Genomic DNA, 22,439 nt, shown 5'->3' on the forward strand with positions numbered 1-22,439 from the left:
TGCGCCCCGCCCGCACCCGGCTCGGCTGGGCCATGGCGGTCTACTTCGGGGCGCAGTCACTCAGCGGGTACGCGATCATGGGGTGGCTGGCCCAGCTCTTCCGGGACGCCGGCTACTCGGCCGAGGCGGCCGGCCTGCTGCTCGCCGGGGTCACCGCGCTGGGCGTGCCGGTGGCGCTGGTGATGCCGACCCTGGCCGGCCGGCTGCGCACCCTGCGGCCGCTCGTGCTCGCGCTGACCGCCTTCTCCACGGCCGCGTACCTCGGCCTGGCGGTCGCGCCGCACGGCCCGGCGCCCTTCTGGGTGCTGTTGCTGGCCGTCGGCCAGGGCGCGTTCCCGCTGATCCTGACCGCGATCGGGCTGCGGGCCCGGACCGCCGAGGGCACGGTCGCGCTCTCCGCCTTCGCGCAGAGCACCGGGTACGTCATCGCGGCGCTGGGGCCGCTGCTGGTCGGCATCCTCTACGAGGCGACCGGGGGCTGGACCGCTCCGCTCGGCTTCCTGCTGGGGGCGCTCGCCGTGCAGACGGCCGCGGGCATGGTGATCGCCCGTCCCCGCCACATCGAGGACGAGCGCTGAGGGGCGACGGTCAGGAGGAGGCCGGCGTGGGGTCGCCAGCGACCGCCTGCTCCACCGTCGGGTACGTGTGCAGCACCTCGACCAGCCCGCTGACCTCGAGGATGCGCAGGACACCGCGCTGCGGGGCGGCCAGCCGGACCACCCCACCGGCCTCGTCGCAGCTGTTCTTGGCGCGTACGAACACCGACAGCCCGGTCGAGTCGCAGAACGACACGTCCGCCAGGTCGAAGACGAGGCGGTTGCGCCCCTTGTCCAGCAGATCAGTGATCTGGTCCTGCAGCTGCGGTGCCGTCGCCATGTCCAGCTCGCCCGCGACCGACACGACGACCACGTCGCCGCGCTGTTCCGTGTGCACCGTCAGGGACATTCGCCGACCTCCTGTGTTCGATGGGAACGTTATCCCACGAAGCGGGTGGTACGCAGAACGGGAGCGGACACCGGTGGGGCCGATCATGCCGTTGCTGCGCGGCAAGTAACGCGCCGACCTCCGGTGATAGAGTCCGCCAGTCCAGAGTTCAGGGAGGTCAACATGGCGTTGGACGCCGAATCGAGGAGCCGGCTCAGCCGACTGCTGACCGAGCACGCCGAGCGGCTGACCGAGCGCTGGACGGGGCTCGTCGTGGCGTCGTTGCGCGGTCGGCTCAGTCAAGCGGAGCTCGCCCGGCAGGTGCGCGAGCTGCACCGTAGCATGATCGACGCGCTGGCCGGCGGGCTGACCGACCTCGCCGACGAGCACGGCGGCGAGCTGCGCGCGGTGCTCTCCGAGCTGTCCCGGGGGCGGGCCCGCCAGGGCTTCAGCGCCACCGAGACCGCGATCAGCGTCTTCGCCATCAAGGACGCCCTGCTCGAGCTGATCGAGCAGGACCGGGACGCGGCGACCCTCCGCGACTTCCTGGCGCTCTCCGCGCTGATCGACCAGATGGGCCTGTTCACCTTCGAGAGCTACGTCCGCACCCGGGAGAGCCTGATCGCCGACCAGGCGGAGCAGCTCCTCGAGCTCTCCACCCCGGTGGTGAAGCTCTGGGAGGGCGTGGTCGCCGTCCCGCTGGTCGGCACCCTCGACTCGGCGCGGGCCCAGGTGGTGATGGAGCGGCTGCTGCAGACCCTGGTCGACACCGGCTCGCCGTACGCGATCATCGACATCACCGGCGTGCCGGCGGTGGACACCCAGGTCGCGCAGCACATCCTCAAGACCGTGGTGGCCGCCCGGCTGATGGGCGCCGACTGCATCATCTCCGGCATCCGGCCGCAGATCGCGCAGACCATCGTGGCGCTGGGCATCGAGTTCGGCGACATCGCCACCAAGGCGAGCCTGGCCGACGCGCTGCGCCACGTGCTCCGGCTGACCGGCGTCGAGACCACCTCCCGCCGCGCTCGTCGGGAGGCCTGATGGAGCGGGTGCCGATCCTCAAGATCGGCGACATCCTGCTGGTCTCCATCCAGGTGGACATGTCCGACCAGACGGCCGTCCAGCTCCAGGAGGACCTGGCCGAGCGGATCGTCGCCACCGGCAGCCACGGTGTGATCATCGACATCACGGCGCTGGACATCGTCGACTCGTTCGTCGGCCGGATGCTCTCCGCCATCGCGTCCATCTCCAAGGTGCTGGACGCGGAGACGGTGGTGGTCGGCATGCGTCCCGCCGTCGCGATCACCCTGGTCGAGCTGGGCCTGTCGCTCAACGGCATCCGTACCGCGCTGAACGTGGAACGCGGCATGGAGCTGATCGCGGCGGCCCGGGCCGACGAGTGGCACGAGGCCGACGGCGACGAGGACGCCGAGACGACGGCCACGTCATGACCGCCGGCATCGACCTGGGGATGCCGGCGACCCAGGCGATCCGCAGCGACGAGGACGTCGTCCGGGTGCGGCAGCTGGTGCGTACCACCGCGGTCGCGGCCAAGCTCTCCCTGGTCGACCAGACCAAGCTGGTCACCGCGGCCAGCGAGCTGGCCCGCAACACGCTGATCTACGGCGGGGGCGGCGCCGCCGAGGTGACCACGATCGACGACGGCCTCCGGCGCGGGATCCGGATCGTCTTCACCGACCAGGGCCCCGGCATCCCCGATCTCGACCTGGCCCTCACCGACGGCTACACCACCGGTGGCGGCCTCGGCCTCGGGCTGAGCGGCGCCCGCCGGCTGGTCGACGACTTCGACATCCGGACCGGCGTGGGCGAGGGCACCCGGGTCACCGTCACCAAGTGGTCCCGATGAGCGGGGACGTGGTCCCCGACCACGGCCTCTGGTTCCGGATGGAGAACGGGGGCGGGGCGAGCGGCGTACGCCGGGCCGCCGAGCGCCTCGGCCAGCAGCTCGGACTCCGCCCCGAGCGGGTCGCCGACCTGGCCATCGTCACCGCCGAGCTGACCAGCAATCTGGTCAAGCACGCCCAGGAGGGTGCGCTCCTGCTCCGGCCGGTACGCCGCGGCGGCCGGGCCGGGGTGGAACTGGTGGTGATCGACTCCGGCCCCGGCATGGCCGACCTCGCCCTGTCCTCCGTCGACGGGCACTCCACCACCGGGACCCTGGGCATCGGCCTCGGCGCGATCGTCCGGCAGGCGAGCTGGTTCGACGGCTACTCGCTGCCGGGACGGGGCACCGTGCTGGCCGTCCAGGTGTGGGACGGGCCGCCCGTCGGGCCGGACTGGGCCGGCGGGCTGGCCCGGCCGATCACCGGGGAGCAGGTCAGCGGCGACGGGTACGCGGTCCGGGTGGTCGACGGCCGGCACCAGGTGCTGGTCTGCGACGGCCTCGGCCACGGGCCGCTGGCGGCGGCGGCCACCGGGGCCGCGGTCTCCGCGTTCCGGGACGCCCCGGTCGGGCCGCCGGCGGGCGTCGTGCAGCACCTGCACCGCGCCATCTCGCACACCCGGGGTGCCGCGCTGGCGGTGGCCGAACTGGACGCGGCCGCGGGGTTGCTCCGGTACGCGGGGCTGGGCAACATCGCAGCCATGGTCGTGGTGGCGGGTGAGCGGCGGCGGGGCCTGGTCTCCCTGCCCGGCATCGCCGGCCACCAGCGTCCCGCGGTACGCGAGTACGACTACCCGTTCCCGCCCGGTGCGACGCTGGTCATGCACAGCGACGGCGTGGTCGACCGGTGGGACCTCGACAACTATCCCGGCCTGGCCGGGCGGAGCCCCCTGGTGGCCGCGGCGGTCCTGCTCCGGGACGCCGGGACCCGCCGGGACGACGCCTGCGTCCTGGTCGCCCGGGGGGTGTCATGACCGGGGAGCGGCTGCTTCAGTTGGCGCTCCGGGTGGAGCAGGACATCTTCCTGGTCCGGCAGCGCGGGCGTGAGGTGGCCGCCGCGGTCGGGCTGGAGCACCAGGACCAGGTACGCGTCGCCACCGCGCTCAGCGAGGTGGCCCGGGACCTGCTGCGCGCGGTCGACGGCGCAGACGTCACGTTCGTGCTCGTCACCGACCCGCCGTCCGGCCGGTCCGTTCTCCGGGTGGACCTGGCGCCGGTCCGCCCGCTGCCCGGTGGCCGGTACGAGCCGCAGTCCGGTGCGGTGGCGCGCCTGGTGGACATGCTGGGCGTCGTGCCGGACGGGAGCGATACGGTCGTGAGGATGTCCCGACGTATCCCGGCGAACGGGCAGGCGCTGCCGCCCGAGCGCCTCGCCGAGCTGCGCGCGGAGCTGGCGAGCAGCGCTCCCGGCACCGCCCTGGACGAGCTGGCTGCCCAGAACGCCCAGCTCATCGCCGCCCTGGACGAGGTGCGCAGCCAGCGCGACGAGCTGGAGGTGCTCAACTCGGAGCTCCAGGAGACCAATCGGGGCGTGATGGCGCTCTACAACCAGCTCACCGAGGAGCTGGAGGAGACCAACCGCGGCGTGGTGGCCCTCTACGCCGAGCTGGACGAGAAGTCCGCCCAGCTCCGGGCGGCCAGCGAGTCGAAGAGCCGGTTCCTGGCCAACGTCAGCCACGAGCTGCGCGCCCCGGTCACCGCGATCATCGGGCTGGGCCGGCTGCTCGCCGATTCCGCCTCCGATCCGCTCACCGCCGAGCAGGCCCGGCAGGTCGGGCTGATCCGGTCCTCCGCGTCCGACCTGCTCGACCTGGTCAACGAGCTGCTCGATCTGGCCAAGGCCGAGTCCGGCCGGATCGAGGTGAACCGGACCGAGGTGGACCTGCGCGGCCTCTTCGGGCAGCTCCGGGGCACCCTGCGGGCGTTGGCCGCCCGGCCGGGGGTCGAGCTGGTGGTGGAGGAGCCACCCGCCCCGGCGACGCTGCGTTCCGACGAGGTGCTGCTCGCGCAGGTGCTGCGCAACCTGCTGCACAACGCCCTGAAGTTCACCGAGCGGGGCGAGGTCCGGCTGCGTGCCGAACGCCGGGACGACCGCTGGTCGCTGTCGGTTTCCGACACCGGCGTCGGCATCCCGCCGGAGCTGCAGGAGCGGATCTTCGAGGAGTTCTACCAGGTGCCCGGGACGACCCGGGTCGGCGGCACCGGGCTCGGCCTGCCGTACGCGCGGCGACTGGTGGCGCTGCTCGGCGGGACGCTGGAGCTGACCAGCGAACCCGGTCGGGGCAGCACCTTCACGGTCCTCCTGCCGCTGGACGGAGCCTGACCGTGGAGGGCGGCGCGGCGACCGTACTGGTGGTCGATGACAGTCGTACCAAGCGGTATCTCCTGGTGAGCTGGCTGACCCGGGCCGGGTTCCGGACCGTCGAGGCGGAGAACGGCACCGAGGCACTGGCCATGGTCGAGCACGACCACATCGACCTGGTCGTGCTCGACGTCCGGCTGCCCGACATGAGCGGCTTCGAGGTCTGCGAGCGGATCAAGGAAGCCCACCCGGTGACGCCGGTCGTCCACGTCTCCGCGCACGCGATCGACGTCGGGGACCGGGCGCAGGGGCTGACCCGGGGCGCGGACGCGTACCTGGCCGAGCCGATCGAGCCGGAGGAACTGGTCGCCACCGCGCACGCGGTGCTCCGCTACTACCAGGCCCGGCGGCGGGCGGAACTGCTCGCCGAGCGGTTGACCGCGCTGGCCGACGCCACCGTGCAGATGCACGCCGCGGCGAACTTCGTCGAGCTGCTGGAGGCCGCGGCGTCCGGCGCCGCACGGATCTTCAAGAGCCCGGCGGCGGTGGTCGCGGAGACCTTCGACGGGGACTGCCTGGCCGGGGTGTGCGTCGGGCCGGACGCCGTGCCGGAGGTGGTGACGTGGTCGGTGGACGACACCGGGGTGCCGATCGGCTCCACGGTCCGGGTCGACGAACCCGGCAACTGGGGTCTGGTCGAGTGGCCGGCGGGTGACACGGTCACCGTCGCCGCCGCCCGGTTGCGGGAGGATCGCGCCCCGCTCTACGTGGTGGTGCCGACCGCCACCCAGACCGTGCGTACGCCGGTCCTGGTGCAGCTCTCGCAGGCGGTCGCCTCGGCGGTGGAGGCGCAGCGCTCCTTCGACGAGGAGCACCGCATCGCGGTCACCCTCCAGCGCAGCCTGCTGCCCCGCCGGCTGCCCGAGGTCGCCGGCCTGGACCTGGCCGTCCGGTACGAGCCGGCCAGCGCCCAGACCGAGGTGGGCGGCGACTTCTACGAGCTGGTGATGCTCGACGGGCACCTGCTCGTGGCGGTCGGCGACGTGGCCGGCCACTCGCTGCACGCCGCCACCGTGATGGCCGAGCTGCGGCACGCGGTGCGGGCGTACGCGGTGGAGGGGCACCAGCCCGGGGTGATCCTGGACCGGGTCAACGAGCTGATGCGCACCCTGCTCCCCAACGAGCAGGCCACCCTCTGCCTGCTGTTGCTGCATCCCGGCAGCGGGCTGGTCCGGTTGGCCAGCGCGGGTCACCTGCCGCCCGTGATCAGCCGGGACGGGCGGGTGGAGTTCGTGCAGCACTCGGCGCCGCTGCTCGGGGTGCGCGCCCCCCGGCCGCCGGACCTGGAGTTCGTGCTGCCGGCCGGGGCCACGCTGGTCCTCTACACCGACGGGTTGATCGAGCGGCGAGACACCACCATCGACGACGGGCTGGCCGCGCTGAGCGTGGTCACCCGCCGGGTGGACGACGACCTGGACACGTTCTGCCAGCGGCTGCTGGTCGAGTTGGCCCCGCCCCAGATCCACGACGACGTCGCGGTGGTCGCCGTCCGCCGCCGCTGAGCCGCCGGGAGGCCTCCGGCCGCGCCGTCGCGTCACCGTCCGCCGGAGCTGGCCAGCGAGCGGGCGTACGCGGCGGGCGAGACCCCGGCGACCGCGGTGAACTCGCGGACCAGGTGGGCCTGGTCGGCGTACCCGAGATCGGCGGCGACCCGCGACCAGTCGAGCGGCCCGGCGGCGGCCTGTTCGATCGCCTCCTGGAGCCGGTACCGCCGGATCACCCACTTGGGGCCGACCCCCACGTGGTCGGTGAAGAGGCGCTGGAGCCGCCGGGTGGAGACGCCGTGCCGGCGGGCGAAGTCGTCCACCCGCAGGATGCTCCGGTCGGCCCGGATCTCCTCGACCAGCGCGGTCGCCTCGGCGGCGAGCGGGTCCGGCTCGGGCCGCCCGGCGGTGAGCAGGTCGTCCAGCCGGCGGCACCGGTCGTCGTCGGTGCCCGGGCAGACCGGCCCGGCGGCGAACGGCCCGGCGCCGAAGGGCCCGGCGGGCAGCGGGCGGCGCCGGCCGGTCAGCTCGGCCACCGACCGGCGCCAGAACGGGCGGAAGCCGCCGGGCCGGAACTGCACCCCGGTGACCCGGCCGACGCCGTGCAGGGTGACGGTGAACAACTCCAGACCGACACCCGCGATCTCGGCGCTCTCCGGTTCGCCGCGCTGCGCCTGGAACACCACGTTGACCGCCGGGTGCGGCACCACCCGCTGGTCGAAGGGTTCGTCCAGCGCCCAGTCGATCAGCCAGTAGTGCTCGACGTACGGGCGCAGCGCCGGGTCGGGCAGCCGGCGCCGGAAACGGACCTGCCGCAGCAGCCGGTCGGGGTCGAGGATGCCCCGGCTGTCCCGCCGTGGTTCGTGTCGCATTTCTTCAAGACCGCCCTCATACGCTGGCCCTATGACCACGAAGACTAGTGAGCTGCTGGCCGTCGCCGCGCCCCGGACGGTGGCGGTGGTCCGCGGCATCTCCGACGACCAGCTCGACCTGCCCACCCCGTGCCCCGACTACTCGGTGCGCGACCTGCTCAACCACGTCTACGACGTGGTGGTCAACTTCCAGGCGTTGGCCGGGCGGCGGGAGGTGGACTGGTCGGCCAAGACCGACCACCTGACCGAGGGCTGGCGGGACCGCTTCGCGGCGGAGACCGTACGCCTGGTCGAGGCGTGGTCGGATCCGGCGGCGCTGGAGGGGGTCTCGCCGGGGATGGGCCTGCCGCAGGAGACGGTCGGCGACATGGCCCTGATCGACCTGACCGTGCACGGCTGGGACCTGGCCCGGGCCACCGGGCAGCGGCTGGAGGTCGACCCGGCGGTGCTGGCGGCGGGGCACGGGTTCATGGACCGGATGGGCGAGACCGGCCAGCAGATGGGTGCCTTCGGTGCGCCCGTCCCCACCACGTCGGACGCCACCCCGCTGGACCACCTGCTCGGCCGGACCGGCCGGGACCCCGGCTGGACCCCCTGAACCAACCCCGGCCCGCGCGGCACCGCGCCGCGCGGGCCGCTCTTGACACTGCTATTCGCTGAGTGAATAGTGACCCGGGTGTCCACCTCGCACGTCCTGCTCGGGCTGCTCGCGACCGGCCCACGCCACGGGTACGAGTTGAAGCGCGCCCACGACGAGCGGCTGCCCCGGGCCCGCCCGCTCGCGTTCGGGCAGGTCTACGCCACCCTCGCCCGGCTCCACCGGGACGGCCTCGTGGCGCCGGCCGGGCAGGAGCGGGACGGCGGGCCCGACCGCACGGCGTACGCGCTCACCGGCGAGGGACCCCACGCGCTCGACCGGTGGCTCGCCACCGTCGAGCCGCCCATGCCGTACGTGGCGAGCACCCTGTTCGCCAAGGTGGTGGTCGCGCTGCTGGTCGCCGACGTCGACCGGGCCCGTGACTACCTCATCGCCCAACGCCGGGCGCACACCGCGCGGCTGCGGGAGCTGACCGCGGTGAAGACCGCCCCCACGGCCAGCCTCGACGACGTGCTCGCGGCCGACTTCGCCATCGCTCATCTCGACGCCGACCTGCGGTGGCTGCACACCACCCTGGACCGGGTCGCCGACTGGCACCGGGAGGTGCACTCGTGACGTATCTGCAGGCGCGCGGCGTGGTCCGGGCGTACGGGCGGACGCCCGCCCTGCGCGGCGTGACACTCGACGTGGCGGAGGGCGAGATCGTCGCCGTCACCGGACCCAGTGGCTGCGGCAGGTCCACCCTGCTGCACTGCCTCGCCGGCATCCTGCGCCCCGACGCCGGGCAGGTCACCTGGCGGGGCGAACGGATCGACGGGTGGTCGGAGGCCGCCCGGTCCCGGCTGCGGCGTACCGAGTTCGGCGTGCTCTTCCAGTTCGGCCAGCTGGTCGCCGAGCTGACCGCGGCGGAGAACGTCGCTCTGCCGCTGCTCCTCGCCGGCACGGGGCGGCGAGAGGCGCGGACGGCGGCGCTCACCTGGCTGGAGCGGCTGGGCGTGGCCGAGGTGGCCGACGTCCGGCCGGGTGAGATGTCCGGCGGGCAGCAGCAGCGGTGCGCCACCGCCCGGGCCCTGGTCACCGAGCCCCGGGTGCTCTTCGCCGACGAGCCGACCGGCGCGCTGGACACCCTCGCCGGCGAGCAGGTGCTCACCCACCTGGTCCGGCTCGCCCGGGACCAGCACACCACCGTCGTGCTGGTCACCCACGAACCGCGGGTCGCCGGGTACGCCGACCGCGAGGTGATGCTGCGCGACGGGGTCGTCGACCACTCGGGCCTCGGCCTCGACGCGTCGCTGCCCGGCGGTCACCGGTGAGGCCGGCCGCCCTGCTCCGGCTCGCCCTGGCCGGCACCCGTACGGACGGCGCCCGGGTGGCTCTGACCGCGCTGAGCGCCACCCTCGCCACCCTCTCCGGGCTGGCCGCGCTGACCGTGCTGGCGGTGGTCAAGCCGCCCGGGGACGCCCGGGCCGAGTCCGTCCAGTACACCAACGCCCTGCTGCGGGAGCCGGGCCTACGCCCCGGTGTCGCGTTCGCGCTGCTGATGCTCATGGTCCCGGTGCTCGGGCTGGCCGGCCAGTGCGCCCGGCTGGGAGCGCCCGCCCGGGACCGGCGGCTCGCCGCGCTGCGGCTGGCCGGGGCCACGCCCGGCGAGGTCACCCGGATCGCCGCCCTGGAGACCGGGTTGGCCAGCCTGCTCGGCACCCTCGCCGGCCTCGCCGTGCACCTGATCGGCCGCCGGTTGCTGCACCGGCCCGGCCCGGACGGTCGACTGGCGCTGCCGACCGACGTCCAGCCGGCCCCGGCGGCGGTCGCGGCGGTGGTGATCGGGTTGCCGCTGGCCGCCGCTCTGGTCAGCGCCCTGCTGCTGCGCCGGGTGACCACCACCCCGTTCGGCGTGGTCCGCCGGGCGCGGGCCCGGGCGCCCTGGCCGTGGCCCGGCCTGCTGATCCTCGTCGGGCTGGCCATGTTCGCCGCCTTCCGGCCGGTGGGGCTCTGGTACGAGCGCCGACACGCAGAACCGCCGCTCTGGCTGCTGCCGGCGCTGCTGATCGTCGGCAGCCTGGCCGCCATGGTGGGCGTGGTCGCCGGCACCGGCTGGATCTCGCACACCACCGGCCGACTCCTGCACCGGTACGCCCGCCGGCCGGCCGCGCTGCTCGCCGCGCGCCGGCTCACCGCCGACCCGTGGGCGGGCAGCCGGACGTTCGCGGCGCTGCTGGCGGCGCTCATCTTCGGCGCGGGCGCGGCCGGGATCCGCGCCGACTTCCTGGCCACGATCGAGCTGCATCGCCGGATCGGCGGCGGGATGGGTGCTTCCGACGCTTTCTACCTGCGAGCGATGGACCTGGTCGACCTGACGGTCGCGGTGGCGATGGCGATCGCGGCCGGCGGTCTGCTGGTCGCCGTGGTGGAGGGGATCACCGCCCGGCGGCGGGCGTACGCGGCGCTGGTGGCGACGGGGGTGCCGCGGGCCACGATCGGCCGCTCCCTGCTCTGGCAGTCGCTCGCTCCGGCGGTGCCCGCCATCGGCCTCGCGCTGGCCGTCGGCTACCTGCTCGTCCGGGGCGTGTACCCGGCGCCGAGCGGCGGGGGCTACCCGGAGGAGATCTGCGACGCCGGACGGCAGCTCTGCGGCGACCCGCTGACCCGGGCGCAGCACACCCGGACCGAGTGGGTGCCCAAGGTGACCGTGCCGCCGGACGTACCGTGGGAGCACCTCGCCTGGTTCGCGGCCGGCGGCCTGGCCGCGGTGCTGCTGACGGTCGGCGTCGGCCTGCTCTTCCTGCGGGCCGGTGCGACGGTCGAGGAGCTGCGGACCACCTGATGTGACGCGGCGGCCGGGCCCGGCGCTGTTGGGCCGGGAGGTCAGCATGCAGAAGCAGCGCGGCGTGGCGCCGCCGGTGTTCGTCGACCGGACCGGCCGGCGGCGTCGGCTCACCGTGATCGCCGGCACGGCGATGGGCCTCGGGCTGCTCACCAGTCTCGGCCTGATCCTGGCCGGGCTCTTCTTCGACTCCGCAGTGCCGATCCCCGGCTGGTCGGAGACCAAGGTCCACCCGCCGATCGAGGCCGGGGTCGACGCACCCGGCAACCCCCGGCCGGCGACCAGCCCGAGCCGGCGGCCCGACCCGGCGACCGCCACGACGTCCTCCCGGCCGTCGTCCGCGCCGACCGCCACCCGTCCGGCCGCCACCCGGGCCAGCACGGCGCCCGCCCCGCAGCCGTCCGCCAGCGTGCCGGGCCAGGGCGACGAGCACCGCAGCTCCGCCAAGCCGAGCAGGACCCCGGGCAAGCCCTGATCATGGCGCGACACGTCGCCCGCCCCGATCCCCGGGCCCACTGGATTCTCCTCGTGCTGGGCCTGCTCGTGCTGCTCGGAGCATTGAGCCTGAACGGTCTCGCCACCAACGTCGGCGGCGGCTCCGGCCCGTCGGCGGCGAACGCCCAGTCCGGGGTGCCCGAGCAGATCACCGGCGGCGGCCCGGTGCTGCGGCTGGACGGCCCGACGCCCGTCGCCCGGCGGCTGCCGTCCCGCACCGTGGCGCTGACCTTCGACGACGGACCGGACCCGCGCTGGACCCCGCAGATCCTCGACGTGCTCCGCCGGCACCACGCACACGCCACCTTCTTCGTGGTCGGCTCCCGGGTCGACGCGCACCCCGAACTGGTCCGGCGGATCCTCGCCGAGGGGCACGAGATCGGCTCGCACACCTTCACCCACGCCGACCTGGGCTCCGTGCCGGCCTGGCGGGCCACCGCCGAGCTGTCCTGGACCCGCAACGCGATCGCCGGGGTGACCGGCCGCCAGGTGACCCTGCTCCGGCTCCCGTACTCGTCGACCACCGCCTCGCTGACCGGACCGCAGTACCGGGCGCTGCGCGCCGCCGCCGGCAGCGGCCACGTGGCGGTGCTCGCCGACCGCGACGCCAGGGACTGGGAGCGTCCCGGCGTACCGGCCATCGTCCGGGCGGCCACCCCGCAGGGCGGCGCCGGCGCGGTGGTGCTCATGCACGACGGCGGCGGGGACCGCAGCCAGACCGTGGCCGCGCTGGAGCAGCTGCTGTCCCGGCTCGGCCGCGACGGATACCGCTTCACCACCGTGTCGGAGGGGATCGCGGCACCCGCCTCGATGCTCCCGGCCGGCGACGGCGCCCGGTTGAGCGGGACGGTGCTGCGCTGGGCGCAGACCGGCGCCGGCTGGCTGGGTTCAGCGATGAACCTGCTGCTCGGCGTGGCCCTGGTGCTCGGCGTGGCGCGCCTCCTGGTGCAGGTGTGCTGCGCCCAGCTGCACGTCCGCCGGGTCCGCCGGCCCCGGCGCCGCCGGCCCGAGGTGACCGCGCCGGTCTCGGTGATCGTGCCGGCGTACAACGAGGCCGCCAACATCGCGGCGACCGTGCGCTCCCTGGTCGCCAGCGCCTACCCGGCGCTGGAGGTGATCGTGGTCGACGACGGTTCCAGCGACGGCACCGCCGACATCGTCGAGCGGATGGGCCTACGCGGGGTACGCGTCATCCGGCAGGCCAACGCCGGCAAGCCGGCGGCGCTGAACACCGGCATCCGCGCCGCCCGCGCCGGCCTGCTGGTGCTCGTCGACGGGGACACCGTCTTCCAGCCGGACACCGTGTACCGGCTGGTTCAGGGCTTCGCCGACCCGACCGTCGGCGCGATCAGCGGCAACACCAAGGTGGCCAACCGGCGCGGCCTGCTGGGCAGGTGGCAGCACCTGGAGTACGTGATCGGCTTCAACCTCGACCGCCGGATGTACGACGTGCTCGAATGCATGCCGACCATCCCCGGCGCGATCGGCGCGTTCCGCCGCGAGGTGCTGTTTGCCGTCGGGGGCGTACCCGCCGACACCCTCGCCGAGGACACCGACCTGACCATGAAGGTGCTCCGGGCCGGCTGGCGGGTGGTGTACGAGGAGGGCGCCATCGCGTGGACCGAGGCGCCGTCGTCGCTGCGCCAGCTCTGGCGGCAGCGGTACCGCTGGTGCTACGGCACGATGCAGGCGATGTGGAAGCACCGGCACGCGCTGGGCGAGCCGGGGGCGGGCGGGAAGCTGGGCCGGCGGGGCCTGCCGTACCTGACCGTGTTCCAGCTCGTGCTGCCGCTGGCCGCGCCCGCCGTCGACGTCTTCGCCGTCTACGGGCTGCTCTTCCTGCCGTGGTCGTCGCTCGTGCTGGCCTGGGTGGGGCTGCTCCTGCTGCAGGGCTTCACCGCCGCGTACGCGCTGCGGCTCGACCGGGAACGGTACGGCCCGCTGTGGGCGCTACCGTTCCAGCAGCTCGTCTACCGGCAGATGATGTACCTGGTGGTGGTGCAGTCGGTGGTCACCGCGGTGGTCGGCAACCGGCTGCGCTGGCAGCGGATGGCCCGCACCGGTGAGGCCGCCGCCCTGGTCGGCGCCGGCCCCGTGCGCTGACCCCGCGCCATCGCCCGGTCCGCGCGGCGGGTTGCCGCGTGCCGGGGTTTGCCGGGCCGGCTTGCCGCACGTCGGGGTTTGCCGGGCTGGCTTGCCGCACGTCGGGGTTTGCCGGGCCGGCTTGCCGCACGTCGGGGTTTGCCGGGCCGGGTTGCCACGTGCCGGGGTTTGCCGGGCTGGGTAGGCCCGGGGTTGCCGCATGCCGGGGCTTGCCGGGTCGGGAGAGACCCGAGTTGCCGCATGTCGCGGCTCCGGACCAGGGGTCAGCGGCCGTCGAAGAGGCCAGCGGACCAGGACAGGCCGAGACCGAGGACGGCCGAGCAGCAGCAGACGACCAGGGCGGCGGCGACCACCCCGAGGATCACCCAGGTCGGCCCACGCCGCGCCGCCCCCGCTCCGGTCTCGGACCCCGGTCGAGCCTCCGCCCCGGCCGCGTCCGCGTCCGCTCCGTCCGCCCCGGCCGCGTCCGCCCGGTCGTCCTCGCTCATCCGCCGGAGTCTAGGGCCGCCCCGGCGATATCGCGCTCGATCGTGGATGTGGTGGCCACCTGTACGGCGAGCGGACTGTTTCCACGATCGAGCGTGACCAGGGCGCGGTCCTCCGGCCGCGGCCCCGCCCCCGCAGCCGCCCCGCCCGCGGCGGCCCCGCCCGGTGGCCCCGCCCCACGACCCTGCCCGGCGGCCGGGTGCGCCTGCCGCCCGGCCCGCCCTTGGCCCGGCCCGCCTGCGTCCGAGGCGGCGAGGTGGGTGCGGGCCGGGCAGGATGGGGCGATGGAGCTGGTCTCGATCGCCGACGTCCGGATCGCCGCCGACGACATCGCCGGGACGGCGGTGCGTACCCCGCTGCTGCCGACGCTCTGGGACGACGAGCTGTGGCTCAAGCCGGAGAACCTGCAACCGGTGGGGTCGTTCAAGCTGCGCGGGGCGACGCACGCGGTGGCCCGGCTCGACCCGGCCGCCCGGTCCCGGGGCGTGGTGACCCACTCCTCGGGCAATCACGGGCAGGCCCTCGCGTACGCGGCCCGGGCGTTCGGCGTGCCGTGCACGGTGGTCGTCCCCGAGGGCGCGCCACGGGTGAAGGTGGATCGGATCCGGGCGCTGGGCGCGGAGGTACGGCTGGTGCCGCCGGCCCACCGGCTGGTCGAGGCGGAGCGGATCGTGGCCGCCACCGGGGCCGCGCTGGTGCCGCCCTTCGACCACCCGCGGATCATCGCCGGGCAGGGCACCATCGGGCTGGAGATCGTCGCCGACCTGCCCGAGGTGGACGTCGTACTGGTGCCGGTCGGTGGCGGCGGGCTCTCGTCCGGGGTGGCCACGGCGGTGCGGGCGCTGCGCCCGTCGGCGGCCGTGATCGGGGTCGAGCCGGAGCTGGCCGCCGACGCGCGGGACTCCCTCGCCGCCGGGGAGGTGGTGGTCTGGGACGTCGACCGGACCTACCGCACCAGCGCGGACGGGCTGCGCACCAACCTGTCCGCACTGACCTTCGCCCACCTGCGGGAACGGCTGGACCGGATCGTCACGGTCAGCGAGGAGGAGATCGCCGCGGCGCTGACCCGGCTGGTGCGGGAGGCCCGGCTGGTGGTCGAGCCGAGCGGCGCGGTGGCGCTGGCGGCCCGCCTGTTCCACCGCGACGAGCTGCCGCCGGGCCGGACCGTCGCGGTGGTGACCGGCGGCAACGTCGACCCGGCGGTGTTGGCGTCGGCGCTCGCCTCCGGCGGTTAGGAGGGGGCCCCTGTTATACGCGAGGCGTTAACAGGGGCCCCTTCCTTGCACCTCAGGCGCGGCCGAGGCGGTCCAGGATCCAGGCGTTGATGAACGCCTCCTCGCGCCACGCGTCGTACCGGCCGCTGGGGCCGCCGTGCCCGGCGCCCATCTCGGTCTTGAGCAGGTAGTCGCCCTGCGGCGCGACCGCCCGCAGCCGGGCGATCCACTTGGCCGGCTCGTGGTAGAGCACCCGGGTGTCGTTGAGGCTGGTCACCGCCAGGATGGCCGGGTAGTCGACCGCGGCCACATTCTCGTACGGGGTGTACGACTTCATGTACGCGTACACCTCGGGGTCGTCGAGGGGGTTGCCCCACTCCTCCCACTCGGTGACGGTGAGCGGCAGGGACGGGTCGAGGATCGAGGTGAGCGCGTCCACGAAGGGCACCTGCGCGACGATCCCGGCGAAGGCGTCCGGGGCGAGGTTGGCCACCGCGCCCATCAGCAGGCCGCCGGCCGAGGCGCCCCTTGCGACCAGCCGGTCGCTCGCCGTCCAGCCGGCCTTGACCAGGTGCCGGGCGCAGGCCACGAAGTCGGTGAAGGTGTTCTTCTTGGCCAGCAGCTTGCCCTCGTCGTACCAGCGCCGGCCCAGCTCACCTCCGCCGCGGATGTGCGCGACGGCGAAGATGACGCCCCGGTCGAGCAGGCTGAGCCGGGCGATGGAGAACCACGGGTCCATGCTCGCCTCGTACGAGCCGTAGCCGTAGATGACGCAGGGGGCGGAGCCGTCGCGCGGGGTGTCCTTCCGGCAGACCAGCGAGATGGGCACCCGGGTGCCGTCGTCGGCGAGCGCCCAGTCCCGGTGCTGCTCGTAGTCGGCCGGGTCGTACGCCCGCCCGTCCGGTCCCGGCCGGACCGGCTTGCGCCGGCGCAGCACCAGCTGCCGGGTGACCAGGTCGTAGTCGTACACCGAGTCCGGGGTGACCAGCGAGGTGTAGCGCAGCCGCACCTCGCTGGTGTGGTACTCCGGGTTGGCGTCCAGCCCGACGCTGTAGAGCGGCTCGGGGAAGTCGATGTCGTACGCATCGCCGCCGCCGATCGGCAGCACCCGCAGGCCGGTCAGCCCGTTGCTGCGCAGCGAGACGACCAGGTGGTTCTCGAACGCGTCGACGGCCTCCAGCCGGGTGCCCGGGGTGTGCGGGATCAACGGGGTCCAGTCGCCGGGCGCGTCGGCCGAGGTGTACGCCAGCGCGAAGTCCTCCGCGCCGTCGTTGTGCAGGATCAGGAACCGGTGTCCGTGGTGCTCGACCGCGTACTCGACGCCCTGCCGGCGGGGGGCGACGATGGCCGGCTCGCCGGTGGGGTTGGCGGCCGGGATCACCCGCACCTCGCTGGTGATCTTGCTGTGGCTGTCGATGACCACGAACCGCTCCGAGCGGGTCAGCTCGACGCCCACCCAGAACCGCTCGTCGTCCTCCTGGTGGACCACCACGTCCTCGCTCGACGGGGTGCCCACGGCGTGCCGCCAGACCCGGTTCGGCCGCCACGCGTCGTCCACCGTGACGTAGAAGAGCGTGGAGGCGTCGCTCGACCAGGCGGTGCCGTAGAAGGTGTCCGGGATCTCGTCGGGCAGCACCTCGCCGGTGGACAGGTCCTTGATCCGCAGGGTGAACCGCTCGTCGCCGGAGAAGTCGGTGGAGTAGGCCAGCCAGCGCCCGTCCGGGCTGACGTCGAACGCGCCGAGCGCGAAGAAGTCGTGCCCCTCGGCGAGCTGGTTGCCGTCGAGCAGCACCTCCTCTCCGTCGAGCGGGGCGCCGTCGGCGCTGACCGGGGGTGCGGTCTCGCCGTCGTGGACGGCCCGCCGGCAGTGCACGCCGTACTGCTGCCCCTCCACCGTGCGGGTGTAGTACCAGTAGCCGTCCTTGCGGGTGGGCACCGACAGGTCGGTTTCCTGGGTACGCCGGCGGGTCTCCTCGAACAGGGTCGCGCGCAGTTGCTCCAGGTGCGCGGTGCGCGCCGTGGTGTACGCGTTCTCCGCGGTCAGGTAGGCGATCGTCGCCGGGTCGTCCTTGGCGGCGAGCCAGGCGTACTCGTCGACGACCGTGTCGCCGTGGTGGGTGCGCTCGCTGGGCACGCGCCGGGCGACGGGTACGGGCGACGGCCCGGGGGTCTCGGTGGTCACGGCGTCACGTTACCGGCCCGGCGGGCGCGGATTCCGGACGCCGGTACGAAGTGCTGGCGTCACCTAATCTGGATGTGTATTATCCAGAATATGCGGATGAGCCAAGGTGTCGAGTGGGCGCTGCACACCTGCCTCAACCTCACCTATGTGGAGTCCGGGCAGGCCGTTCCCACCGCGGCGCTGGCGAAGTTCTACGCGCTGCCGCCCGCGTACCTCAACAAGCACCTGCAGGCCCTGGTGCGGGCCGGCATCCTGTCGTCCACGCCGGGGCCCCGCGGCGGTTTCCGATTGGCCCGCCGGCCGGAGGCGATCAGCCTGCTCGACGTCGTCACGGCGATCGAGGGGTCGGGCGAGGCGTTTCCCTGCGACCAGATCCTGCGGGAGGGGCCCGGCGGTCGGCCGGACGTCGACTACCGGCACGCCTGCGTCATCGCCGGGGCGATGCGGCACGCCGAGCTCGCCTGGCGCCGGGAGCTCGCCGGCCGCAGCCTGGCCGACATCAGGGCCGAGGTCGAGACGCGTTACCCGGACACGCCGCGGAACACCCGGGAACGGTTCGCCGCACTTCTCGGCTGACCGGCCGCGGATGCCCGGGGAAGGCCTTTTTCCGACCTCAATTCTGGACATCTTTTATCCAGTTACAGCTCCCGGCACTCGCCGGAGCCGATCCATCAGGAGGAACGATGCACGCCACCACGCCCCAGTCGCCCGTCCTCGTCACCGCCGCCGAGGCGGAGGTGCTCCAGGACGGCCCCACCAGCCTCATCACCCTGCTCGCCGATGCCGACCGCACCGGCGGCGCCCTCACCGTCAACCGGTCCCACCTGCGGGTGGGCTCGCCCGGGGCGCCGCCGCACCACCACACCCGCGCCACCGAGAGCTTCTTCGTCCTCGACGGGGTCCTCCAGGTGCTCGCCGGGGAGCGGATCCTCACCCTGCACCGGGGGGATCTGCTGGTCGTACCGCCGCGTCTGCCGCACGCCTTCGCGCCGGCTCCGGGCGCGGAGGCCGACATCCTGGTGACCTTCACGCCGGGTCTCGCCCGCTTCGACTACTACCGGCTGCTGGAGCGGGTCTACCGGGGCCAGGCCGACCCCGCCGAGATCGCCGCCAGCTCCGTGGAATTCGACAACCACTACCACGACAGCCCGGTCTGGCGGGCCCGCGCCGCGGGCTGACCCGCCGGGCGACGCCGCCTCCGCCGCCCCCGGAGGAGGCGGCGTCGGCAATCCGGCACCCCGCCCTTTCGAACATGTGTACGATAACCGCCATGGCGGCTGCAGCGAGTTCCACCGATCGACCCGGAGCCCTTGAGATAACCCGACGACTGGCGGAGATCTGCGGCCCGCCGTTCGCCCGCTTCGCCGGCGCGGCGGACGAGGTGGCCGGGCGGACGGCCCGCTGGGTGGCGGTGCCGGGTGGGCCGCGCGCCGCCGCCGAGGTGCTGCGGCTGGCCGCCGCGCACGGCCTGACCGTGGTGCCACGCGGCGCCGGCACCAAGATCGACTGGGGTGCCGCGCCGGAGCAGGTCGACATCATGCTCGACACGGGCCGGCTCGCCGGGGTCTGGCACGAGGCGCAGGGCTCGGCGCTGGCCGAGGTGGGGGCCGGCACCCCGCTGCGGGCGGTGCAGGCGGCCCTGGAGCGCACCGGCCGCCGGCTGCCCGTCGACGCGCCCTCCCCGGGGGCGACCCTGGGCGGGGTGCTCGCCGCCGACGAGGCGGGCCCGCTCCGGCACCGGCACGGGACCCCGTGCGCCCAGCTCGTCGGGGTGCGCTACCTGGACGCCGAGGGTGAGCTGGTCAGCCTGGGCGAGGCCGGCACCGCGCCGCTCGGCAGGGCGGCACCGGCCCGGAGCGGCGTCGCACATCCGGGCGCGGCGGCCCTCTTCGGCCGCGGCGAGCTGCCGGGGCTGGACCTGGCGCGGCTGCTCTGCGGCTCGCAGGGCGGCCTCGGGGTGCTGGTCTCGGCCACCCTGCGGGTGCAGGCGGTGCCGGCCAGCCGGGTCTGGGTGTCCCGCCCGGTCTGGACTCCGCTCGAGGTGCACGACCTGGTCCGCGCGGTGCTCGGCGCCGGGCTGGACCCGGCGGCCGTCGAGCTGGACCTGCCGGTGCCGGTGCCGCTGCCGCGCCGCCGGGTGAGCCCGTTCCACCCCTCCGTCGTCGGGCGACCCGACCATCCGGCGCTGACCGGGCGGTCGACCCGGCCGGCGGCGGCGGGCAGCCTGGTGGTGCTCCTCGAGGGCGGCCCGGCGCAGGTGGCGGAGCGGGCGGACCGGCTGGTCGAGGTGCTCGGCGACGAGGCGGTGGTCAGCCACGCCGCGCCGGAGTGGTGGGGGCGCTACCCGTTCGCCCCCGGGGACACCGCGCTGCGGATCGAGGTGCCCATCAACGACCTGCACGCGGCCGTCTACGCGCTGCGCGACGCGGCCGGCGGGCCGGTGCCGGTCCGGGGTTCCGCCGGGGTCGGCACGGTGCACGCCGCGCTGCCCGGCACGCTGCCGCCGGAGCGGGTGGCCTCGATCCTGTCCGCCGTTCGTGGCGTCCTGCTGGCCCGGCAGGGCCGGTGCGTGGTGGTCTCCGCGCCCGGTGCGATCCGCCGGGCGGTGGACCTGTGGGGCGAGCTGCCCACCCTGTCCCGCCTCCGCGCCGTCAAGGCCCACCTCGACCCGAGCCACCGCCTAGCCCCCGGCCGCCTCCCCGGCGGCCTCTAACCCCCACCCCACCCTGCCCCACCCCCACCCGCCCGAGGCCCGGTTGATCATGAGGTTAGCGGTGACGAACCGGATATTCTGCACCGCTAACCTCATGATCGACGGAGGGTCGGGGTGAGGGCCGGGGGGTGGGCCGGGGTGGGGTTAGAGGGATTCGTTGCGGAGGACCAGGATGGCTATGTCGTCGCGTGGGGGCTCGACCGAGAAGCCGATCGCGGTGGCGCGCAGGCGGGCCGCCACCACGTCCGCGGAATAGCCGGCGAGCGGGGCCGCCGACTCGCGCAGCCGGTCGGTGCCGAAGAGTTCCCGGCCGCGTCGCCGCTCGGTGACCCCGTCGGTGTAGAAGATCAGCGCGTCGCCCGGCCCGAGCGGGATGTCCGCCGTGGGCGTGGCGATCGAGTCGAGCAGGCCGAGCGCCGTACCGCCGGTGCCGACGAAGCGGGCCCCGCCCCCGCCCCGCAACAGTACGGGCCGGTCGTGCCCGGCCAGGTGCAGCGAGATGTCGAGCTGCCCTTCCTCGCCCGGCCCGACCGCCGCCAGCGCGAGCGTGCAGTACCGGCCGCCACCCCGTTCGACCAGCGTCTCGTTCAGCCGGACCAGCACCTCCGGCAGCGGCTTGCCGTCGCCGACGAGCACCCGGATCACGTCCCGCACCAGGCCGGTGACCGCCGCCGCCTGCACGCCCTTGCCGGAGACGTCCCCGATGACCACCAGCCAGCGGCCGTCCGGGAGCGGCACCACGTCGTAGAAGTCGCCGCCGACCTCGGCGTCGTCCCCGGTGGGCACGTACTCGGCGGCGAAGCCGATGCCCTCGACCACCGGGAGCACCGGCGGCAGCAGCGACTTCTGCAGGGTCTGGGCCACCCGGCGCCGCTCGGCGTGGATCCGGGCGTTCTCGATGGCCAGCGCGGCCCGGCGGGCCACGTCCTCCAGCACCGAGACCTCGTCCGGGTCGTGTCGGTGCCGCTGGTGGCGGCCGACGGCGAGGGTGCCGAGCCGCTGCCCGCGCGCGATCAGCGGCACGGCGAAGCCCTCCATCGGCCCGCTCAGCGGCACCTGCGCCGCGCTCCGCGACGCCTCCCGCAGCCGGGCCTGGATCGAGTCCGGCCCGGTCTCCCGGAGCACCCGGTGCAGCTGCGGCAGCATCGCCTCGTCCGCGTGGCTGGCCGCGGCCAGCCGGAGCCGGCCCCACTCGTCGGTGGTGTGCACCGCGCACCATTGGCCGAGCCGGGGCACCACCAGCTGCGGGACGAGCGCCATGGTCAGCTCGACGTCGAGGGACTGCGCGAGCAGCTCACTCGCCTCGGCGAGGAAGGTCAGCCAGGCCGAGCGGCGGATGTCCGCCCGGCGCAGCCGGTCGTTCTCCAGGTGCAGCGAGAGCCGCTCGGCGGCCAGTACGGCCAGCGGCCGGGCGTACGCCGAGGGGGCGGCGTCCAGCTCCAGCTCGCCCGCGTACGGGCGGTGCACGGCGAGCGGCACCCGGAGCAGGTCGCTGCCCTCCCGAGGGTGCCGGCCGTACCGGGCGAGCACCTGGGCGCCCTGCCCGTCGCCCCGGTCCAGCCGGATCACGCCGCCGGCCGCGCCCACCATCTCGGCGAGCCGCATCAGCAGCTCGGCGGCGAACTCCGGCAGCGGGTCGTCCGCGTACGGATCGGGGTTGGTCTGCATCAGCTCGCTCATCGCGGCGGCGCTCGGGGCGCTCTCCCCGGTGGCGTCCACGCCGGCGGCCGGCGGACGGCGATCGACCGCGGCCGGCCCGGCGGACCGGGGCCGGTCGGACCGGTCGAGCCGGAACCAGACCCCCTTCCCGGTGGGCAGGTACGTGGTGCCCCACCGGGAGGCGAAGTGGTCGACCAGCAGCAGGCCCCGCCCGCGCTCGGCCACCTCGGTGAGGTCCGAGGCGTCGTTGCGCACGCCGACCACCAGCTCCTCGACCGGTCCGGAGGCGAAGTCGGTGACCGTCACGGTCAGTCCCGTATCGTCCGCTTCGACCTCGATGTCCAGTTCGGTGCGCGCGTGTTCGACGGCGTTGGTGGTGAGTTCGGTGGTGAGCAGCAGCGCCTCGTTGGCCAGGCCGGACAGCCCGGCTTCGGCGAGCACGGACCGGACCAGGGCGCGGGCGGCGGCGGGCGTACGCCGGTCGGCGGGGAGCCGGACCCGGCGGACGTGCTCGTCCGAGCCGGCGTTCATCGCCGGCTCCTCCTCCGCTGACACCTCCGTATCCTCCACCGCCGCCACCCCGGGTGCCAAGCGGTCCACCGATCGCGCCGGGCGGG

22 protein-coding genes are annotated in these 22,439 nt (G+C 74.6%); 17 read left to right on the forward strand and 5 right to left on the reverse strand.

What is annotated here, in order from left to right; genetic code table 11:
* The coding region (locus EFE23_RS18095; protein ID WP_148058475.1) for an MFS transporter at positions 1 to 578 on the forward strand (578 nt) is incomplete at its 5' end.
* 10 nt (positions 579 to 588) lie between these two features.
* Here the strand turns inward: EFE23_RS18095 and EFE23_RS18100 are convergent.
* Positions 589 to 945, reverse strand: coding sequence for an STAS domain-containing protein (locus EFE23_RS18100; RefSeq protein WP_109947682.1), 357 nt, complete (start codon positions 943 to 945; stop codon positions 589 to 591).
* 162 nt (positions 946 to 1,107) lie between these two features.
* Here EFE23_RS18100 and EFE23_RS18105 point away from each other — a divergent pair, with 162 nt between their 5' ends.
* Genes EFE23_RS18105 through EFE23_RS18130 form a run of 6 tightly spaced genes read left to right on the forward strand, consistent with a single transcriptional unit; the run spans position 1,108 to position 6,694 of the window.
* Entirely contained in the window at positions 1,108 to 1,968 is an 861-nt protein-coding gene (locus EFE23_RS18105) for an STAS domain-containing protein (RefSeq protein ID WP_123242123.1), read from the forward strand.
* Positions 1,968 to 2,378: an STAS domain-containing protein gene (locus EFE23_RS18110; protein WP_123242124.1), complete on the forward strand. Its 411-nt coding sequence runs from the start codon at positions 1,968 to 1,970 to the stop codon at positions 2,376 to 2,378. The genes EFE23_RS18105 and EFE23_RS18110 overlap by 1 nt, the downstream gene beginning before the upstream one ends.
* Complete coding sequence (locus EFE23_RS18115; RefSeq protein ID WP_123242125.1) at positions 2,375 to 2,794, forward strand: ATP-binding protein; 420 nt, start codon at positions 2,375 to 2,377, stop codon at positions 2,792 to 2,794. Before EFE23_RS18110 ends, EFE23_RS18115 begins: the two co-directional genes overlap by 4 nt.
* Positions 2,791 to 3,804, forward strand: coding sequence for a SpoIIE family protein phosphatase (locus EFE23_RS18120; protein ID WP_123242152.1), 1,014 nt, complete (start codon positions 2,791 to 2,793; stop codon positions 3,802 to 3,804). Before EFE23_RS18115 ends, EFE23_RS18120 begins: the two co-directional genes overlap by 4 nt.
* Complete coding sequence (locus EFE23_RS18125) at positions 3,801 to 5,153, forward strand: ATP-binding protein (RefSeq protein WP_123242126.1); 1,353 nt, start codon at positions 3,801 to 3,803, stop codon at positions 5,151 to 5,153. Before EFE23_RS18120 ends, EFE23_RS18125 begins: the two co-directional genes overlap by 4 nt.
* A gap of 2 nt (positions 5,154 to 5,155) precedes the next feature.
* On the forward strand, positions 5,156 to 6,694 hold the full coding sequence (locus EFE23_RS18130; protein WP_123242127.1) for a SpoIIE family protein phosphatase: 1,539 nt from the start codon (positions 5,156 to 5,158) through the stop codon (positions 6,692 to 6,694).
* Between the two features lie 32 nt (positions 6,695 to 6,726).
* Here EFE23_RS18130 and EFE23_RS18135 read toward each other — a convergent pair whose 3' ends face one another.
* Positions 6,727 to 7,548 carry a helix-turn-helix domain-containing protein gene (locus EFE23_RS18135; protein WP_123242128.1) on the reverse strand — a complete coding sequence of 274 codons (822 nt, stop codon included), beginning with the start codon at positions 7,546 to 7,548 and terminating at the stop codon, positions 6,727 to 6,729.
* A gap of 31 nt (positions 7,549 to 7,579) precedes the next feature.
* On the opposite strand from EFE23_RS18135, the gene EFE23_RS18140 reads away from it, so the two are divergent.
* From EFE23_RS18140 to EFE23_RS18165, 6 genes are all read left to right on the forward strand, one after another.
* Positions 7,580 to 8,146: a TIGR03086 family metal-binding protein gene (locus tag EFE23_RS18140; protein ID WP_123242129.1), complete on the forward strand. Its 567-nt coding sequence runs from the start codon at positions 7,580 to 7,582 to the stop codon at positions 8,144 to 8,146.
* Positions 8,147 to 8,224: 78 nt separating this feature from the next.
* Positions 8,225 to 8,761: a PadR family transcriptional regulator gene (locus EFE23_RS18145; RefSeq protein WP_123242153.1), complete on the forward strand. Its 537-nt coding sequence runs from the start codon at positions 8,225 to 8,227 to the stop codon at positions 8,759 to 8,761.
* The gene (locus tag EFE23_RS18150) at positions 8,758 to 9,459 is read left to right on the forward strand and encodes an ABC transporter ATP-binding protein (RefSeq protein WP_123242130.1); all 702 of its coding nucleotides are present in this window, start codon (positions 8,758 to 8,760) and stop codon (positions 9,457 to 9,459) included. The genes EFE23_RS18145 and EFE23_RS18150 overlap by 4 nt, the downstream gene beginning before the upstream one ends.
* Positions 9,456 to 10,970 carry an FtsX-like permease family protein gene (locus EFE23_RS18155; RefSeq protein ID WP_123242131.1) on the forward strand — a complete coding sequence of 505 codons (1,515 nt, stop codon included), beginning with the start codon at positions 9,456 to 9,458 and terminating at the stop codon, positions 10,968 to 10,970. The genes EFE23_RS18150 and EFE23_RS18155 overlap by 4 nt, the downstream gene beginning before the upstream one ends.
* Before the next feature lie 46 nt (positions 10,971 to 11,016).
* Positions 11,017 to 11,445: a hypothetical protein gene (locus EFE23_RS18160; protein ID WP_148058476.1), complete on the forward strand. Its 429-nt coding sequence runs from the start codon at positions 11,017 to 11,019 to the stop codon at positions 11,443 to 11,445.
* Positions 11,446 to 11,447: 2 nt separating this feature from the next.
* Entirely contained in the window at positions 11,448 to 13,568 is a 2,121-nt protein-coding gene (locus EFE23_RS18165; protein WP_123242133.1) for a bifunctional polysaccharide deacetylase/glycosyltransferase family 2 protein, read from the forward strand.
* Positions 13,569 to 13,831: 263 nt separating this feature from the next.
* Here the strand turns inward: EFE23_RS18165 and EFE23_RS18170 are convergent, their stop codons facing one another.
* Complete coding sequence (locus tag EFE23_RS18170) at positions 13,832 to 14,056, reverse strand: hypothetical protein (RefSeq protein WP_123242134.1); 225 nt, start codon at positions 14,054 to 14,056, stop codon at positions 13,832 to 13,834.
* Between the two features lie 282 nt (positions 14,057 to 14,338).
* On the opposite strand from EFE23_RS18170, the gene EFE23_RS18175 reads away from it, so the two are divergent.
* Positions 14,339 to 15,289: a threonine ammonia-lyase gene (locus EFE23_RS18175; RefSeq protein WP_123242135.1), complete on the forward strand. Its 951-nt coding sequence runs from the start codon at positions 14,339 to 14,341 to the stop codon at positions 15,287 to 15,289.
* Between the two features lie 52 nt (positions 15,290 to 15,341).
* On the opposite strand, the gene EFE23_RS18180 is transcribed toward EFE23_RS18175, so the two are convergent.
* The gene (locus tag EFE23_RS18180) at positions 15,342 to 17,450 is read right to left on the reverse strand and encodes a S9 family peptidase (protein WP_123242136.1); all 2,109 of its coding nucleotides are present in this window, start codon (positions 17,448 to 17,450) and stop codon (positions 15,342 to 15,344) included.
* 96 nt (positions 17,451 to 17,546) lie between these two features.
* On the opposite strand from EFE23_RS18180, the gene EFE23_RS18185 reads away from it, so the two are divergent.
* The 3 genes from EFE23_RS18185 to EFE23_RS18195 all read left to right on the forward strand — a co-directional run bounded on the left by EFE23_RS18185 (position 17,547) and on the right by EFE23_RS18195 (position 20,163).
* Positions 17,547 to 18,026: an RrF2 family transcriptional regulator gene (locus tag EFE23_RS18185; protein WP_199737126.1), complete on the forward strand. Its 480-nt coding sequence runs from the start codon at positions 17,547 to 17,549 to the stop codon at positions 18,024 to 18,026.
* Between the two features lie 107 nt (positions 18,027 to 18,133).
* On the forward strand, positions 18,134 to 18,628 hold the full coding sequence (locus EFE23_RS18190) for a cupin domain-containing protein (RefSeq protein WP_123242138.1): 495 nt from the start codon (positions 18,134 to 18,136) through the stop codon (positions 18,626 to 18,628).
* Positions 18,629 to 18,720: 92 nt separating this feature from the next.
* A complete protein-coding gene (locus tag EFE23_RS18195; protein ID WP_233601048.1) occupies positions 18,721 to 20,163 on the forward strand; it encodes an FAD-binding oxidoreductase in 1,443 nt (480 codons plus the stop codon).
* A 144-nt stretch (positions 20,164 to 20,307) separates the two neighbouring features.
* On the opposite strand, the gene EFE23_RS18200 is transcribed toward EFE23_RS18195, so the two are convergent.
* The gene (locus tag EFE23_RS18200) at positions 20,308 to 22,377 is read right to left on the reverse strand and encodes a SpoIIE family protein phosphatase (RefSeq protein ID WP_123242140.1); all 2,070 of its coding nucleotides are present in this window, start codon (positions 22,375 to 22,377) and stop codon (positions 20,308 to 20,310) included.
* Positions 22,378 to 22,439 lie beyond the last annotated feature (62 nt).

The sequence above is a fragment of the Micromonospora solifontis genome (assembly GCF_003725545.1).
Classification (GTDB): domain Bacteria; phylum Actinomycetota; class Actinomycetes; order Mycobacteriales; family Micromonosporaceae; genus Micromonospora; species Micromonospora solifontis.

Coding starts and splice junctions, on each gene's coding strand:
- EFE23_RS18160 (WP_148058476.1), top strand. CDS start 11,017: ATGCAGAAGCAGCGCGGCGTGGCGCCGCCGGTGTTCGTCGACCGGACC.
- EFE23_RS18140 (WP_123242129.1), top strand. CDS start 7,580: ATGACCACGAAGACTAGTGAGCTGCTGGCCGTCGCCGCGCCCCGGACG.
- EFE23_RS18115 (WP_123242125.1), top strand. CDS start 2,375: ATGACCGCCGGCATCGACCTGGGGATGCCGGCGACCCAGGCGATCCGC.
- EFE23_RS18165 (WP_123242133.1), top strand. CDS start 11,448: ATGGCGCGACACGTCGCCCGCCCCGATCCCCGGGCCCACTGGATTCTC.
- EFE23_RS18110 (WP_123242124.1), top strand. CDS start 1,968: ATGGAGCGGGTGCCGATCCTCAAGATCGGCGACATCCTGCTGGTCTCC.
- EFE23_RS18190 (WP_123242138.1), top strand. CDS start 18,134: ATGCACGCCACCACGCCCCAGTCGCCCGTCCTCGTCACCGCCGCCGAG.
- EFE23_RS18135 (WP_123242128.1), bottom strand. CDS start 7,548: ATGCGACACGAACCACGGCGGGACAGCCGGGGCATCCTCGACCCCGAC.
- EFE23_RS18170 (WP_123242134.1), bottom strand. CDS start 14,056: ATGAGCGAGGACGACCGGGCGGACGCGGCCGGGGCGGACGGAGCGGAC.
- EFE23_RS18195 (WP_233601048.1), top strand. CDS start 18,721: ATGGCGGCTGCAGCGAGTTCCACCGATCGACCCGGAGCCCTTGAGATA.
- EFE23_RS18185 (WP_199737126.1), top strand. CDS start 17,547: ATGAGCCAAGGTGTCGAGTGGGCGCTGCACACCTGCCTCAACCTCACC.
- EFE23_RS18175 (WP_123242135.1), top strand. CDS start 14,339: ATGGAGCTGGTCTCGATCGCCGACGTCCGGATCGCCGCCGACGACATC.
- EFE23_RS18100 (WP_109947682.1), bottom strand. CDS start 945: ATGTCCCTGACGGTGCACACGGAACAGCGCGGCGACGTGGTCGTCGTG.
- EFE23_RS18120 (WP_123242152.1), top strand. CDS start 2,791: ATGAGCGGGGACGTGGTCCCCGACCACGGCCTCTGGTTCCGGATGGAG.
- EFE23_RS18105 (WP_123242123.1), top strand. CDS start 1,108: ATGGCGTTGGACGCCGAATCGAGGAGCCGGCTCAGCCGACTGCTGACC.
- EFE23_RS18125 (WP_123242126.1), top strand. CDS start 3,801: ATGACCGGGGAGCGGCTGCTTCAGTTGGCGCTCCGGGTGGAGCAGGAC.